The 15,801-nt window shown below is 48.1% G+C and carries 12 protein-coding genes and 1 tRNA gene; 6 read left to right on the top strand and 7 right to left on the bottom strand.

Annotation, left to right across the window (positions count from 1 at the left end):
- Positions 1 to 191: 191 nt before the first annotated feature.
- The 4 genes from hetL (at position 192) to J0L70_RS02420 (ending at position 4,260) form a co-directional block, all read left to right on the top strand.
- Positions 192 to 905, top strand: coding sequence for a heterocyst differentiation pentapeptide repeat protein HetL (gene hetL, locus J0L70_RS02435; RefSeq protein ID WP_017290328.1), 714 nt, complete (start codon positions 192 to 194; stop codon positions 903 to 905).
- 112 nt (positions 906 to 1,017) lie between these two features.
- Complete coding sequence (hemF, locus tag J0L70_RS02430; protein WP_502711019.1) at positions 1,018 to 2,280, top strand: oxygen-dependent coproporphyrinogen oxidase; 1,263 nt, start codon at positions 1,018 to 1,020, stop codon at positions 2,278 to 2,280.
- Between the two features lie 200 nt (positions 2,281 to 2,480).
- Positions 2,481 to 3,305 (top strand): acyl-CoA desaturase, encoded by an 825-nt coding sequence (locus J0L70_RS02425; protein WP_287452947.1) that lies wholly within the window; start codon positions 2,481 to 2,483, stop codon positions 3,303 to 3,305.
- 397 nt (positions 3,306 to 3,702) lie between these two features.
- A complete protein-coding gene (locus J0L70_RS02420) occupies positions 3,703 to 4,260 on the top strand; it encodes a pentapeptide repeat-containing protein (RefSeq protein WP_287452945.1) in 558 nt (185 codons plus the stop codon).
- A gap of 106 nt (positions 4,261 to 4,366) precedes the next feature.
- Here the strand turns inward: J0L70_RS02420 and katG are convergent, their stop codons facing one another.
- From katG to J0L70_RS02400, 4 genes are all read right to left on the bottom strand, one after another.
- Positions 4,367 to 6,595: a catalase/peroxidase HPI gene (katG, locus tag J0L70_RS02415; RefSeq protein ID WP_287452944.1), complete on the bottom strand. Its 2,229-nt coding sequence runs from the start codon at positions 6,593 to 6,595 to the stop codon at positions 4,367 to 4,369.
- 706 nt (positions 6,596 to 7,301) lie between these two features.
- Positions 7,302 to 8,126 (bottom strand): SDR family oxidoreductase, encoded by an 825-nt coding sequence (locus J0L70_RS02410; protein ID WP_190653409.1) that lies wholly within the window; start codon positions 8,124 to 8,126, stop codon positions 7,302 to 7,304.
- Entirely contained in the window at positions 8,123 to 9,070 is a 948-nt protein-coding gene (locus tag J0L70_RS02405) for a class I SAM-dependent methyltransferase (RefSeq protein ID WP_287452943.1), read from the bottom strand. Before J0L70_RS02405 ends, J0L70_RS02410 begins: the two co-directional genes overlap by 4 nt.
- Positions 9,071 to 9,128: 58 nt before the next feature.
- Entirely contained in the window at positions 9,129 to 11,474 is a 2,346-nt protein-coding gene (locus J0L70_RS02400) for a tetratricopeptide repeat protein (RefSeq protein ID WP_287452942.1), read from the bottom strand.
- Between the two features lie 104 nt (positions 11,475 to 11,578).
- Here J0L70_RS02400 and J0L70_RS02395 point away from each other — a divergent pair, with 104 nt between their 5' ends.
- Positions 11,579 to 12,325 carry an HAD family hydrolase gene (locus J0L70_RS02395; protein ID WP_287452941.1) on the top strand — a complete coding sequence of 249 codons (747 nt, stop codon included), beginning with the start codon at positions 11,579 to 11,581 and terminating at the stop codon, positions 12,323 to 12,325.
- Between the two features lie 47 nt (positions 12,326 to 12,372).
- On the opposite strand, the gene J0L70_RS02390 is transcribed toward J0L70_RS02395, so the two are convergent.
- Both J0L70_RS02390 and murA read right to left on the bottom strand, forming a co-directional pair.
- Complete coding sequence (locus J0L70_RS02390) at positions 12,373 to 13,230, bottom strand: M48 family metallopeptidase (RefSeq protein WP_190653413.1); 858 nt, start codon at positions 13,228 to 13,230, stop codon at positions 12,373 to 12,375.
- 50 nt (positions 13,231 to 13,280) lie between these two features.
- Positions 13,281 to 14,663, bottom strand: a complete 1,383-nt coding sequence (gene murA / locus J0L70_RS02385; protein ID WP_287452940.1) for a UDP-N-acetylglucosamine 1-carboxyvinyltransferase — start codon at positions 14,661 to 14,663, stop codon at positions 13,281 to 13,283.
- Between the two features lie 196 nt (positions 14,664 to 14,859).
- On the opposite strand from murA, the gene J0L70_RS02380 reads away from it, so the two are divergent.
- Positions 14,860 to 14,943, top strand: a tRNA-Leu gene (locus J0L70_RS02380).
- 148 nt (positions 14,944 to 15,091) lie between these two features.
- On the opposite strand, the gene J0L70_RS02375 is transcribed toward J0L70_RS02380, so the two are convergent.
- Positions 15,092 to 15,754 (bottom strand): hypothetical protein, encoded by a 663-nt coding sequence (locus J0L70_RS02375; RefSeq protein WP_190653415.1) that lies wholly within the window; start codon positions 15,752 to 15,754, stop codon positions 15,092 to 15,094.
- Positions 15,755 to 15,801 lie beyond the last annotated feature (47 nt).

Genomic DNA, 15,801 nt, shown 5'->3' with positions numbered 1-15,801 from the left:
AAATACAAAGTAGTCTGAATAATCAGCTATCTAACTTAATAGCTAGACAGTTATAAAATGTCAAGCCCATTTGTTGATTTTTTCGAGAGTATAGTCATGCTCGAAGAAACATCGTATCTGGGGTGGGCTGTATTCCAGCACTCACAGCATAAGATGAAGAATGAAACTACGATCGAGGAAGAGTGAACGCGATGAAAGTAGATGAGCTACTCAAACGATATAACACTGGAGAACGCAACTTTCAGCGCATTGCTTTACAGGATGCTGAACTAACCAATGCGAACTTGAGCCGAGCCGATTTTAGTCATGCAGATCTACGTCAGACGCGACTCGGCAAAATTAACTTTCATCAAGCTTGTCTGCGCGAAGCAAACTTAAGTGAAGCAATTCTTTGGGGAACTGATTTAAGTGAAGCAGATTTATATCGAGTCAGTTTACGTGAGGCTGATCTCACGGGAGCCAAGTTAGTTCACGCTCGATTAGATGAAGCCAATTTAGTGAAAGCGAGTTTATGCGGTGCAAATCTCACTCATGCCAAGCTCTCACACGCATTGTTAATTGAAGCGGATCTTCGTCCTAGTTCTGACCAGCGAACGGATCTCGGATTTGCAGTGTTGAGTGGTGCAGATTTGAGCTATGCCGATTTGGGGGCTGTGGTACTTCATCATGCGGATCTAGATGGTGCGAAGCTATGTCGAGCAAATTTGAGTCGCAGATTGCTCTGGGGAGATTTGATTACGGACTTGAGTGCATCAAGTTTGCGCGGGGCTGATTTAAGTTATGCGAACTTGAGCGGCGCAAACCTATGCAATGCGAATTTGCAAGGTGCAGATCTGACGGGAACCGATTTGACCGATGCAGATTTGCAAGGCGCAATTATGCCCGATGGAAGTGTGCATGATTAGAGCCTTTCTAGCTCGTTTGATGATTTAACGCTTTGTATTAAGTTTTGAAACAGTTTTGTAGTTAGTCAGTTTAATAACCATAGAGTGATTAAAGCAACTCACTACCCCTGCTATGGCTAGAAATACTCTTTTGCAATCCACTTCTTTGACAAACTCTCTGCCCCCTGTAGACTCACGGCAGAGAGCAAAACAATTTGTCCAGAACCTACAAGATGAAATTTGTGCTGCACTAGAGCAACTAGATGGAGAAGCAAAATTTCAAGAAGACCATTGGGAACGCACCGAAGGCGGCGAGGGAAGGACTCGCGTGATTCGCGATGGGCGAGTGTTTGAACAAGGTGGCGTGAACTTTTCTGAGGTTTGGGGTGAAAGTTTGCCCCCCTCTATTCTGGCACAGCGTCCAGAGGCTGCTGGACAGCCTTTCTTCGCCACTGGAATCTCAATGGTACTGCATCCTCGCAACCCTTATGTTCCGACTGTTCACCTCAACTATCGCTACTTTGAAGCAGGTTCGATTTGGTGGTTTGGCGGCGGTGCAGATTTAACACCGTACTATCCTTTCGCAGAAGATGCCATTCACTTCCATCAAACCCTAAAAAATGCCTGCGATGCCCATCATCCGGCTTACTATCCTGCCTTCAAACTGTGGTGTGACGAGTATTTTTACTTGCGTCATCGTCAAGAGCAGCGAGGTATTGGCGGCATCTTCTTCGATTACCAGGATGGTAATGGATCGCTTTATGTTGGATCACAATCAGAGTCACTCGCTGCACAATATAGTCAGCAAGTTGGTTCTGTTCCTCGGACTTGGGAAGAACTTTTTGCCTTCGTTCAAAGCTGTGGGAATGCGTTTCTTCCTGCTTACTTACCGATTGCACAAAAACGCCAATCAATGAACTATGGCGATCGCGAACGCAATTTCCAACTTTACCGCCGAGGACGCTATGCCGAATTTAATTTGGTCTACGATCGTGGCACTGTATTCGGCTTGCAAACGAATGGACGGACTGAATCGATTCTCATGTCATTGCCACCCCTGGCTCGATGGGAATATGCCTACGAGTCGGAACCGGGTAGCCCAGAAGCTGAACTGACCGAAGTCTTTCTCAAGCCGCAAGATTGGGCAAATCAAGCACCAGAATCGACGCTGGCACAAAAGCGACTCCAAGCCCAGCAACTTCGATTTAAGTTTGCTCATCAGCTTCGGGATGTTTATCATCAGTTTTTTGATGAGCTAGCACAAGCAGACTTACCAGACGGCGAAATTGCACATCTGAGCCAGGAACTTCTGCGATCGCGTCAAGAAGGACTGAAAAATCTGATTACTGTCGATGAACTCAATCGCTATAGCAATCTCTATCCAGAAGATGTCTAAGCGCTAAGCTTAATGCAAAAGATCATGGAGTGATGAGCATTCCATGATTCTGCTGCCATTCTTTACTGGCTAGTGATGCAGTGAATTAATGAGTTCTGAACGAGCTGTTCGCTATCCAGCGATCTCAGCACTGCTACAAGCTTCAGTAACGTCATAGGAATGGCTCTAATTGACTGATAGTGTGGTTGAGGAAGAACGTTATGTCATCTGAATCTTTATTGTCAAGGTCTAATCCGCCTTTGAATTGGGGAACCGTCGCATTTTTTGCCCTGATTCATGCCCTTGCACTGCTAGCACCTTGGTTCTTTTCATGGTCAGCTTTGGGGACAATGCTAGTGCTTCATTGGTTCTTTGGCAGCATTGGGATTTGTCTGGGGTATCATCGCTTGTTGAGCCATCGAAGTTTTCAAGTTCCGAAAGGGTTGGAATATGCGATCGCACTGATTGGTGCTTTAGCTTTACAAGGCGGACCAATTTTTTGGGTAGCTGGGCATCGCTTACATCATGCTCATACAGAAGATGAAGAGAAAGATCCTTACTCTGCTCGGCGAGGCTTCTGGTGGAGTCATATGCTGTGGATCTTCTATCCTCATGCTGAGTTTTTTGACTATGAGCAATATAAACGCTTTGCGCCAGATCTCGCGCGCGATCCATTCTATCGCTGGTTGAATCGTTACTTTGTTCTCCTACAGCTTCCGCTCGGACTCTTGCTCTATATGATTGGCGGTTGGTCGTTCGTGATTTATGGCATGTTTGTCAGAGCGGTGCTGCTCTGGCATAGTACTTGGTTTATTAATTCTGTGACGCATGTTTGGGGATATCGATCGTTTGATATTCCCGATGGCTCTCGAAATTTATGGTGGGCAGCAATTCTGACCTATGGTGAAGGGTGGCATAACAATCATCATGCTTATCCTCATGTAGCGAAAGCAGGATGGCGCTGGTGGGAAATCGATGTAACGTGGTGGGCAATTTGGCTGCTTAGACAGGTTGGGTTAGCTCAAAAAGTTATCCTACCCCCATAGCTGCGGGAAATTCTTCCTCACAGGCTCCTTATGTCCCTCTTCTGTTCCTCTGGGAATGAAAAAATTGACGAAAATTAAATAGGTCTGCTGAGTCTGACTTTCGGGGGTGAGTTCTTACACGGATAGGGTTAGGCTATAGGTTCAGCCCATCGCGCCCTTTGATGCCTTGATTGATTGTCGATTTCAAGTCAGAATCAGTCAAAAAGATTAAGTAACCCGAAAGAATTGCCTTAACTAAAAACGCCATAACATCGGATGGATGTAAATCGGAAGTGTTAAGAAGTGTTTTGATTGCGGGGCGTATGACAACAGGTAGACGCTTTTCGTCGTGAGAACCCATACACTCAAACTTTACAAAAGCCGAAGAAAGCGACATAAGGGGACTAGGAGGTTTGCGATGGTACAACCGATAGACGTTCAGCAACTACAGCAGCGGTATGAAAGTGGCGATCGCGACTTTAGTAACGTCGATCTCGCAGAAGCAGATTTATCAGGGGTGAATCTCAGCAATGCCGTGTTCGCAGGTGCTAACTTAGAAGGCGCGAGCCTAAGAAATGCGACCTTGATCAATACTGACTTCAGCAGCACCGACCTGAGTGGGGCAGACCTAGCGGGAGCCGATTTGACAGGGGCAAATCTCAGCAATGCCATGCTAGGAGGCACGATTTTAGAAGGCGCATTGCTCGATCGTGCGGATTTGAGCAATGCCGATCTCGAAGTAGCAAATCTCATTCAAGCGACTTTAACCCAGGCAGATCTCAATCAAGCCATACTGAGTGGTGCAAACTTAGAGGCTGCGGATTTGAGTGAAGCAGACCTCGCCAATGCTGAACTAGAGCAAGCAAATCTAACCGATGCGGCTCTAGAGAATGCTAACCTGAGCGGCGCAGACCTCAAAGACACGACGCTCAAGGGCACGATGCTAGAAGGCGATGATCCTAGCCTCGCAACCTGAATGCAATTGTGATTTCAATGTGCTCTCTCGAGCAGTTCTCGAAATGAGAATTCTTGAGGTAAGCCCTTGAGAGAAAGAGTGGCTTACCTCGGAGGATAAGTGATGCTTAGAAGCCCCTCGCAGCGCTTTTCGCCGAAACCGCACGAAGATCATAGCGATCGAGGTTCATCACCTTGTTCCACGCTGCCACGAAGTCCTGCACAAATTTCGGTTGCGAGTCCTCCGCGCCATAGACTTCTGCAAGCGCGCGAAGCTGAGAATTTGACCCAAAGATAAGGTCAACGCGGGTCGCAGTCCATTTGGGTTCACCCGTTTTGCGATCGCTCCCCTCGAACTCATACTCATCTTCAGAAGTCGCCTTCCATGTCGTGCCTAAGTCGAGCAGGTTGACGAAGAAGTCATTAGTCAACGTCTCGGGTCGATGGGTGAAGACACCCTGTTTGGCTCCTCCAAAGTTCGCCCCCAAGACGCGCAAGCCGCCCAAGAGAGCCGTCATCTGAGGGGCTGATAGAGACAACAATTGTGCTCGATCGACCAGCAACTCTTCGGGCGATTCGCTGTGGTTGCCGCTAGAGTAGTTGCGAAACCCGTCTGCCGTTGGCTCGAGCACAGCGAAGGACTCGACATCTGTTTTCTCTTGCACCGCATCCGTGCGTCCCGGCTGGAAGGGAACCGTTACGTCGTGACCCGCATTTTTTGCAGCTTGTTCAATGCCTGCACATCCGCCCAGAACGATCAAGTCAGCAAGCGAAACCCGCTTGCCGCCAGACTGCGAGGTGTTGAACTCCCGTTGGATCGCTTCTAACGTTTGGATTACTGTTGCCAATTGGGCGGGTTCATTGACTTTCCAATCCTTCTGCGGCGCGAGACGAATGCGCCCTCCGTTCGCTCCACCCCGCATATCAGAGCAGCGAAACGTTGATGCTGATGCCCAAGCCGTTGAAACCAGTTGGGAAACAGATAGTCCCGAAGCCAGAATCTTGCCTTTGAGAGTGGCAATGTCCGACTCATTGATCAATTCATGGTCAACTGTGGGGATAGGATCTTGCCACAAGAATTCTTCCTCAGGAACTTCTGAACCGAGATAACGCGATCGTGGTCCCATGTCGCGGTGTGTCAACTTGAACCATGCTTTGGCGAACGCATCTGCAAACTCATTCGGGTTCTCATAGTAACGCCGCGAAATCGGCTCATAGGTAGGATCCATCCTCATTGCCATGTCGGCTGTGGTCATCATGGGAGCATGCCGTTTTGATGGATCATGTGCATCCGGCACTGTATTTGCACCAGCACCATTCTTAGGCACCCATTGATGCGCGCCAGCGGGACTCTTTGTCAATTCCCACTCATAGTTAAATAGGTTCTCGAAGTAGTTGTTATCCCACTGAGTCGGATGAGTAGTCCATGCACCTTCGATCCCACTGGTGATTGCATCGACACCGATACCTGTGTTGAAGGTGCTCTTCCAGCCCAGTCCCTGATCGATGATAGTCGCACCTCCAGGTTCAGCACCAACATGCGATGGATCGCCCGCACCGTGACATTTGCCAAAGGTATGTCCGCCCGCTACCAGCGCGACTGTCTCTGCATCATTCATCGCCATCCGACCAAAGGTCTCGCGAATATCGCGACCTGAACCCACTGGATCAGGCTCGCCGTCTGGTCCTTCCGGGTTCACATAGATCAGACCCATCTGAACAGCGGCAAGGGGATTCAGCAGAACTCGATCGTCTTGGTAACGCTCATTGCCGAGCCAAGCTTTCTCAGACCCCCAGTAGATGTCTTCCTCGGGCTGCCAGACATCCACGCGCCCGCCAGCAAAGCCCAACGTTTTGAAGCCCATCGACTCCAGAGCGCAGTTGCCCGCAAAGACCATGAGATCAGCCCACGAGATTTTCTTGCCATATTTCTGCTTAATCGGCCAAAGCAACATGCGCGCCTTATCGAGGTTGGCATTGTCTGGCCAACTATTGAGCGGCTCAAAGCGCTGACTACCCGAGCCTGCGCCACCCCGACCATCGCCAATCCGATACGTACCTGCGCTGTGCCAAGCCATTCGGATGAAGAGCGGTCCATAATGACCGTAATCGGCTGGCCACCAGTCCTGAGAGGTCGTCATCAGCTCGTAGATATCTGCTCTAAGGGCAGCTAAATCAAGGCTCTTGAACTCCTCCGCGTAGTTGAATTCCTCACCCATAGGATTTGCCTGGGGGGTATGCTGATGGAGGATGCTCAGATTCAAATAATTCGGCCACCACTCTCGGTTTGTCGGTACATGACGAGGTTGAAGTTTCTGACCTCGACCCATAAATGGGCATCCACTTTCGCTGCTCATAGTGTTTTCCTCCTGAGGTGTGTGAATAGATTTTTTTGATGAATTGCCAGTGTTGTAGACAAATAGCACAGATGTAATTACTGGGATAATAGATGAGAAATATAATTGGAGAAGAATATAATTAACGTCATGATTCGAGACGATAGATAGTAATTTGAAGCCATTGTTTACATGAATAGCTAAAGAGCTAGCTTACCTGTGCTTTAGTTGAGCGCAGATACTACTCCGTTAAGTAGCGTTAAGACTCTCTACAAGTAGGAATAGAACTAAAGCGCAAGCAGAACATGACCTTCAAAGATGCAAAGAAGTTTGAAGATGGGACGATTCGGTATTAAGTTTCTAATGCTTCTATCTCAGCTTTTGGCGTTGCTGAATGATGGCATGAATTCTGCCCTCATCCCCTAACCCCTTCTCCCAATTTGGGAGAAGGGGAACTAGAATTCTGGCTCCCTCTCCCAATTTGGGAGAGGGTTAGGGTGAGGGCTGCAACCGATTCAAACGAAGAAAACATACTGTGATTCAGCAACGCCCAACTTTTTTGCTGCAACTCTTGGCTTGGGCACATCAAAGCTGGACGATCGAGCAAGCTTATCAGCACCTAAAGGAAGAACTAGGACTGGATCACTTTGTAGGGCGATCTTGGAGAGGGTTGAATCATCTAGTCCTGTGCTTCATGGCATATTGCTTTGGGTCAAGACGCAGGGATTTACGCAAGAGGGCTATTTTTCTCCGCCTTAACACGCGCAGCATAGGCAGCGATGCGATCGACTAGCCCCGGCGCGATGAGTTTTACCCACGGAATTGCTTTGCCTTTCAAGGTCATCAAATGCTCTCGTTTCCGTTTTTCCATTGCACCCACAATTTGCCGCACACATTCCTCTACAGACATTGTGCCTTGTTCTTCATCGCGAGGACTCTGCCCTAGTAGTTGCCCCTTCCCATCGAAAGCACGTTCTCGAATGTCAGTTGCAACAAATCCCGGAGATACTACTAATACATCGACACCACTCCCTTGCAGTTCAATTCGGAGTGTATCGAAAAAACCTTGCATTGCATGTTTACTCGCAACATACCCTGTGCGAGTCGGAACGCCTGTTTTACCGCAAAGAGAAGAGATCGCAACTAAAAGTCCTTGACTGTGTTTGAGATGAGGTAAAGCAGAATGCGTACAATACACAGCTCCTAGATAGTTCACTCGCATAATCTGATCAAAAGTTGTCAGATCCGTGACTTCCTCAAACCGACAAATCATCGAGATGCCAGCATTGTTAATCAGACCATCAATCTGTCCAAATCTTGCGATCGCAGATTCAATCAGTTTTTGACAGGCTTCCGGTTGAGTCACATCGGTCGGGACTGCTATTGCTTGCCCTCCCTGTGCCATACACAACGCAACCGTTTCTTCTAAAGCGGCTGAATTCCGAGCAGCAAGCACCAAATTTGCGCCCTTTTGAGCGAGGGAGCGCGCTAGCTCTTTCCCAATTCCCGCCGATGCTCCGGTCAGAATGATCGTTTTGTTCTGGAAATTCACGGTTTATGCCCCAAGATTGTGCGATGGCGAGGATCACTCGCCACAGTTTTCACTTGCTCAAACCCAACAGATTCTAGAGCCGCTTCAACATTAAACGTGTAGTAATCATCTGACCAAGGCTCAGTACTTTTCATCAGCGTAAAGAGTACAGGCGGTAGATTCTGAATGACTGGAGACTGGGGATTGTTATCGACAATCGCCAGATGCCCGCCCGGACGCAGTAATCGCAGTGCTTCTTGAAAAATCACGATCGTCGCATATCGCGGCAACTCATGCAGCACAAACTGGATCGTGATCAAATCCAATGAGCAATCGGGCAACTCGGTTGCTTCAGCATTGGCATGAATCCATTGACTGATCTCGCGATCGCCATCCCGATACTGAGCGACTGCCAGCATATAAGGGGATAAATCTAGCCCAACCGTGCGAACTTGCTGCTGCTGCCGATTCTGATAGAACCGATGTAAAGCTATAGTAGACAGTCCAATCGAGCAACCGATGTCGAGAATGTCTTGCACAGGCTGTTGAATATTTTGATCAAGTACCTGATGGAAGCTCCCCCGCAGTCGAGCTTGAGCTTCCTCCCACGTCAGCGGTTCATCCTTCCAGACTCGGAGTGCCATCGCATGAGTCGCAGGTTCTGCCTCAAACGCAGCTTGCCAGCATAGATTCCCGTGCTCGTAAGCATGAAATGGAACTTGATAATAATCAGGATAGCTGACCTTCTGATTTGTAAGTTGAGCAGCAGATTGTTCAATTTCAGCCGCCGCAAATTCTTCAACTCGTTTCCGCCAGGGCACACCGTTTCGTTCAGCCGTTTTAATCAAGACTTGGCGCGCCTGCTGTTTCATCACCGCGTAAACAGGCTGAGTCTGAATCAACAAATTGACACAGCGCGAGAGAAAATCATCGCCAGCCCAGGCAGGCTTACTTTGGAGAGTCATGGTCTTCGAGGTCGTAACGTCCACTCTCAATTAAACCGCAAAGCGCGATGCTGCAATATTAAGCCTCACAAACGAGCTTCAGATCCGGAGTGTCTACGGTGACAAACCGTTTGCGGAGTTTATGAATTGCCGCGATCGCATGTTGATGTTTCGCCTGATCGCCTTGTACCGAAAACAACCAAGCGGCCTCTTTCAAATCCCGAATCGCTCCAGTTTTATCACTCACTTTACTACGAGCTAGCCCTCGATGAAAGTAAGCCACAGCATTCATTGCATCAATACAAATCATGGCAGTAAAATCATCGATCGCACCGAGCGTATTCTCAAATTTCATCCGTGCCAAGCCTCTTTGAAAATAGGCATTCAGACAAGCCGGATCGACTTGAATTGCATAGCTAAAATCATCGATCGCGTTATTTTTCTCACCCATGTGTGCCCAAATGACACCCCGATTACAGTAAGCAATACAGTTGCCCGAATGACTAATCACAGCCCGATTCAAATCTGCGATCGCTTCTGCGTAATTCCCCAATTCAAACTTAATCAGCGCCCGATTGTTATAAGCAATGTAATGGTTTGAATCGAGTTCAACGACTTTAGAATAGTCTTCGATCGCACCTTGAAAATCGCCCATCTCATACCGGGTGATCGCTCGATTCAAATGCGACGTTACATCTTTTGCATCGAGCATCGGCTTGTTAAAGCGATCGACTAATCCCTGAATCACCGTTTGATTTTCAGTCCGAATGCCAAATGCAACTTCAGGAAAGGCAACGCTAGCGGTCGGAATTGGTTGAATTCCAACCACGCCATAGCTGGAATCACAAACCAGGAAATTTTCATTCGTGCCTAAAATCTTAAAATGAAATTGCTCAGAATAATCGCGCTTGAGTTGGGTAAGCTGTTGCAGAATTTGCTTAATATAGCTCTTGGAGGTTGAAGGAGCTTCGCGATCGGAGATCAGTTTTGCTTGTTGCATCGCTTGCCGATCTCCCAAATGTCCCCAACCAATATCAAGCTGTCCTCCCCGATTGAGAAAGTCTTGAAAGCTTTGCATCAGTTCTGCATCTAGCGTTGCCTGGTCGGGGTAAGGGAATACCACAATCACACGAGACTGAGCCGAACTTAATGCTTCTTGTAGCACAGCGCGAGTATTTGAAAACGGATCAGATTGTGCCTGAGATAGGTTAAACATCAATTCATACTCAGATTTTGGCGTATTCACCAGGTCTGAAAGCTGAGCTTCAGTGACTTCTAAACGGGAAGTGAGATACTTCATCTGATTTTGCAATGCTTTTGCATCCAACATTTCAGGCAAACGACCCATCCATTCAGCAAGCTGTTTCTGTTGGCGATCGAGACTGCGGGTATGCTGCTGAACGCTTTCAAATTGCTCTTGCAAATGGCTCAAATGCCCATTGAGCATGGTTTCCATTTCGGTATGCATATCTTTGAGATTTGCACTTTCTTCTAACCGCGCTTCGAGTTGAGCGACGGTATTCTGCAACTGCTCAAGATTGATATTGCTCCCAGGCGAAGCCGGATGTCCGGTTGTCATCCAAGACGATAAAGTTTCCATCTGCTTTCGCATAATGGTATTTACCGATCGCATCGGAACGACTGTTTGCTCTAAAGCTTGATGTTGATGGCGGATTTTTTCAATTTCTGCCATCAGCTTTGCTATATCTCGCCGAGATACCAAATCTCCGACAATTTTGACGAGTCCATCTACTTCTTGCTTTAAAGCAGTCGCATCAAAAGGCGAGGGCAAGCTATTCAACCGCCGATGAATTTGATGAATTTCATCTTGCATCAGCCGCGGAATTACTTGCTTCTGACTGGTCGAAACCTCGCTGAGTTTCGACGCTAATTGCTCCACTTCGGTGCGTAATTCGGCAATCTCACTTTCGGCACTTTCGACGCGATTTGTGGTCACTAACCGATTCAAATACTGCGAAACGGTTGCCATCGATTCTGCTAGCTGAGAGTACTTCGTCTTCAGGTACTCTAATTCTTTTTCAAGCTGTTCATGATCCCGACTTTCGATCGCGCTCAATCGGCTGGAGACATTGTGCTGTAATTGAGCGATCGCGTTATCGTGCCTCTGCTGAATTGTTTTGCGAACGCTGGCAAGATCAACAAAGGTGGGCAGTGTTCGCACTTGCTGATCTAAAGCTTTGATATCATCGGAGAAGCGCTGGTCAAGATGAGCAATGTTACGATTTGCCGCGTTTAGGGTTTCTTTATCAAGACGACGGCGATTTGCAACGTTCAGAAGTAACAGAAAAGACACGGGAGCAGCAGTGAACGCTAATTGTTGAGATGCGATCGATGCGATCGCTCCAACTCCTGAGCCAACTAACGTTAAGGATTCAGCTAGGTTCAACCATTTTCCGTTCTTCATTGTTTTCGCCCCTGAACAAATCACTGAGTAATTAAAAGCACATCTTGATATTGTTCTCTACAGTCGCATCTTCGACGAATCAGGAAATTGATTACAAAATTCTTATGGCACTTAAGGCTCTAATTTTTGACGTGGACGGAACGCTGGCTGACACCGAACGGGATGGACATCGCATTGCGTTCAATCGTGCCTTCGCGGATTTTGGCTTGGATTGGAATTGGTCGATCGACCTGTATCACGATCTCCTCGAAGTTGCAGGAGGCAAAGAGCGCATTCAGCATTATGTGAAAACGTATGATGTGCTATCTCCTGAAGCGGATCTCAAAGCGTTTGCGGCACAGCTTCATGCTGCGAAGACTGGGCATTATCAAACGCTGGTCAAAGAAGGGCTGATTCCATTACGTCCCGGTGTCCAGCGCTTGATTCAAGAGGCAAAAGACGCAGGCGTGAGATTAGCGATCGCGACAACGAGCCAATTTGAGAATGTGATTGCCCTGCTCGAAACAACGCTTGCGCCCGATAGCCCGAATTGGTTTGAAGTGATTGCAGCAGGGGACATTGTGCCTCAGAAAAAGCCCGCACCTGATATTTATCTGTATGCGTTGGAGCAATTGAATTTAGAGCCTGAAGACTGTATTGCGATCGAAGATTCCTATCCAGGCTTACAAGCGGCTCTGCAAGCTAATCTCAAAACGGTGATCACGATGAATGATTACACCTGCCGCCACGATTTTTCTGGGGCTGCACTTGTCGTTGATCAATTGGGAGAACCGGATCAGCCTTGTTCTCTCATTTCTGGAAGCGTGGACAAGTTCTCCTACTTATCTCTAAAGACTCTCCAAGCGATTTAGCACTCCAACGGATTGAAGCAGTGGGAGTGCTAAATCGCTGATTGCTTTTACCAGTTTCGCCAGCCGCCGATCGCGGGTTTTTCTGACCGCTCACTGATTAACTTCTGATACTCTTGCGAACTCGCCCAGCGATCGATTTCCCGTGCTCGCAAAACTGGAACCGGATGCGATAGTTGCGCCGTCTGCAACTGCTTCAACATCTCTCCAATCTCCGTCTTGCTCACCTCGTCGTAAGCCCGCGCTTGAGCGATAAAGGCATCGAGATTCAACTGATTCGCCAACTTGGGCGATCCTCCCGTCAGCTTCATCATCACCGACATCGTAATTCTCGGATCTTGAGTCGCAAGCAAGGCTGCACGATCGCAAGTAAACTCCGCACAGCGCACCCAATTCATAATCTGCGCTTGCAATCCTTGGGTCAAAACGCCTCCCATCGGCAACTGACCTGCCGCCAAAATCAGCAGATTTGCCAACGTCAAATAAACGCTGTGATCGCACTTCAGATGCCCTAATTCATGCGCGATCACGGCTTGAATCTCTTCAAGTGTGAGCAGATCAATCAGCGATGTGTGCATCACAATAAACGGTTGCTTCCCTCTCATCGCGAAGGTATAAGCATTCGGTACAGGATGTTGACGCACATAAAGCTGCGGCACGTCTAAATCTAAAACTTTACAAGCTTCAACCAAAAGCTGGTGCAACTCAGGGAGTTGCTGCTCGCTCACCAAAATGCTGGAGGCAATATTTTCAAGATAAAAAAATTGTTCCGCCACATTCCCCAACAGAGCGCGAATTGCCAGATCCAATCCGGGCAACTGTTTCAACGCTTGGGTCGCCTCTAAATCTAGAGGGTGACGGAACTGATCAGCTTTTAGCCCAATCAGGGCTGACTTTGAGAATGACATGTTCAGGCGTACAGAATCTCTCAAAGCCAGTATAACGAAAACGCCTGAACTTAGAGGGTGACTTTCATGGGAGCGCTGACAACAGAAGTATCGAGCGCACGCTGGATTTTTGCACCCAGTCCTCGCAGTTTCGCCTCAATGTTGTCATACCCACGATCGAGGTGATTCAACCCTTTTACAGTCGTCATGCCATTCGCTGCCAAGCCCGCAATTACTAAGGCGGCAGAAGCTCTCAGATCTGTACCTTGGACAGGCGCACCAGACAGTTGAGGCACACCGCGCACGATCGCAATATTGCCTTTTAAGCGAATATCTGCGCCCATGCGATTCAGTTCTGCCACATGCTGAAGCCGATTCTCAAACAGCGTCTCTGTAATCATGCTGTCTCCCTCGGCTAAGGTCAGCAATGACATAAACGGAGCTTGCAGATCTGTAGGAAATCCAGGGAAAGGCAAGGTTTCAATATCCGTACCCCGGAACGTTTTGGCAGGCAACACTCGAACACAATCGGGAGCATCAATTGCCACATGAATTCCGATTTCGCTGAGTTTCGCGATCGCTGCACTCAAATGATCCGGCACAACAGGAGATAAGCTAATTTCCGATCGCGTAATTGCACCCGCCATCAAGAACGTTCCCGCCTCAATCCGATCCGGGACAACCGAATAATCAATTTCGTGCAATTTGGGAACGCCGTTGATCACAATCCGGTTAGTTCCTGCACCTTGAATCTTTGCACCCATCGCATTACAGAAATTCGCCAAATCGACGACTTCCGGCTCTTGAGCGGCATTTTCAATAATTGTTTCGCCTTCTGCTAAGGTCGCTGCCATCATGATATTCTCGGTTGCACCCACGCTTGGGAAATCGAGATAAATCCGTGCGCCTGTCAAGCGTTTGCGATTTCCACGCACGTACGCATTGACAACCCCATGTTCGATGATGACTTCTGCACCTAGGGCTTGTAAGCCTTTTACGTGCAAATCAACGGGACGATCGCCGATCGAGCATCCACCCGGCAACGGCACTTGAGCAACGCCTAAACGCGCCAGCAAGGGACCAATGACAAAGAAGCTTGCCCGGAGTTTGCTAACGATTTCGTAAGGCGCTTTGGATTGGTTAATATCAGAAGCATCCAAATCAAGAATGCCAGCTTCTTGATCGTGGATTACTTTAACGCCCAAGGCTGACAAAATCTCGCCAATGCGAGTGATATCAAGCAGCGAAGGGACATTTCGTAACCGACAAGTTCCTGAGCAAAGAATCGACCCAGCCATGAGGACAAGGGCGGAATTTTTAGCCCCGCTGATCTTGACGTGTCCACTCAGGGGTTGTTGTCCCCAAATGTGTAGTACAGAGTGACTTTCTTCAGGTGAAGAATCTTGAGACAAATTGGGCGCGAGAGTAATGGGTCTGTCCTCCTGGGTCGGCATGTTGAAATTTACGCTAAGATTTGGGACTTCAAAGTTGGTTTAGATTCTACCGGAAAGCAGGAAATTGTCCAGCATCACTCTGCACTGCCCCGCATTCCACGTCGCCCGTTTTGCGTAAACTCAGAAAAAATCAATTTCCAAAAAGATTGACAATTTCAATGCGATCCACGATACTTGGAGATCGCGACCGATAAATGCGGGACTGGCGGAATTGGTAGACGCGCTAGATTCAGGTTCTAGTGTTCGCAAGGACTTCCGGGTTCAAGTCCCGGGTTCCGCATCTAAGATAAGTGGGCTGTTCTCTTCGGAGGCAGCCCATTTTTGATATCATCCCAAGAATTTAATCTCCGGCAAATTACGGGAAATTGATCAATATATACTTATCAATTCACTGGAGTCTATGGATGAAATTTAATCGATCGAGCAGTCTATAACTGCCCCGAAATTGGTTGACAGGTATTACTTCCCAGCGTCGGTTGGATGGGAATCGGCTCGTCTCGTTGCAAGATCTGATTATCGGTCCCTAAAGCCCGTACATCGCAGATACCCGTCGCTCCAGATCCGACCAGCAGTAGCATTCCATTCGTGCCTGTATCTCGGAGAACCTTACCGTTATCAAAGACAACCTCGACGGCTGCAACATCGGGAGAAAAAATTTCACCATAGAACACCGTATGGCGCTCTTTAACGTTGGGATGAGTCCGTCCGACGTGGTATCGAATCAGTTTTTGCTGTTTTCCAGCGGTGGGTTTGTCAGGATTCTGATTGAAGGAACTGCCCGTCGATTTTAGGCTCCATTCCATGCCATTGCGTTTGACAACTCGATAACTGAGGGCAGGCTGAACTGAAGCTTCTTTTTGCAACGATTTGGCTTCACTCGGACAATTTCCACGCGACAAAGCTACAATGCCTTTTTCCCATTTTCGCACTGTCAAGACCTGAAAATCCTTTGCTTCAGCTTTGGATGAGCCAGGACAACTAAATGGGCGACGTAGCATTTCTTCAGGCGTTGCAGCCACGATCGAGACTGTGTATCCAACGGTTCCAAGACAAATCAGACCCACTATGCCCATCAGCCAGCGACGATTCATGTTCTTCGGTTCCTTGCGGTGACAAAAAGTTGATGAATTTCCTTTCG

This window comes from Leptolyngbya sp. UWPOB_LEPTO1, assembly GCF_017302695.1.
GTDB classification, from domain to species: Bacteria; Cyanobacteriota; Cyanobacteriia; order Leptolyngbyales; family Leptolyngbyaceae; genus Leptolyngbya; species Leptolyngbya boryana.
Note: the sequence above shows the minus strand (reverse complement) of the source record. Positions and strands in the feature narration are given on the sequence as shown.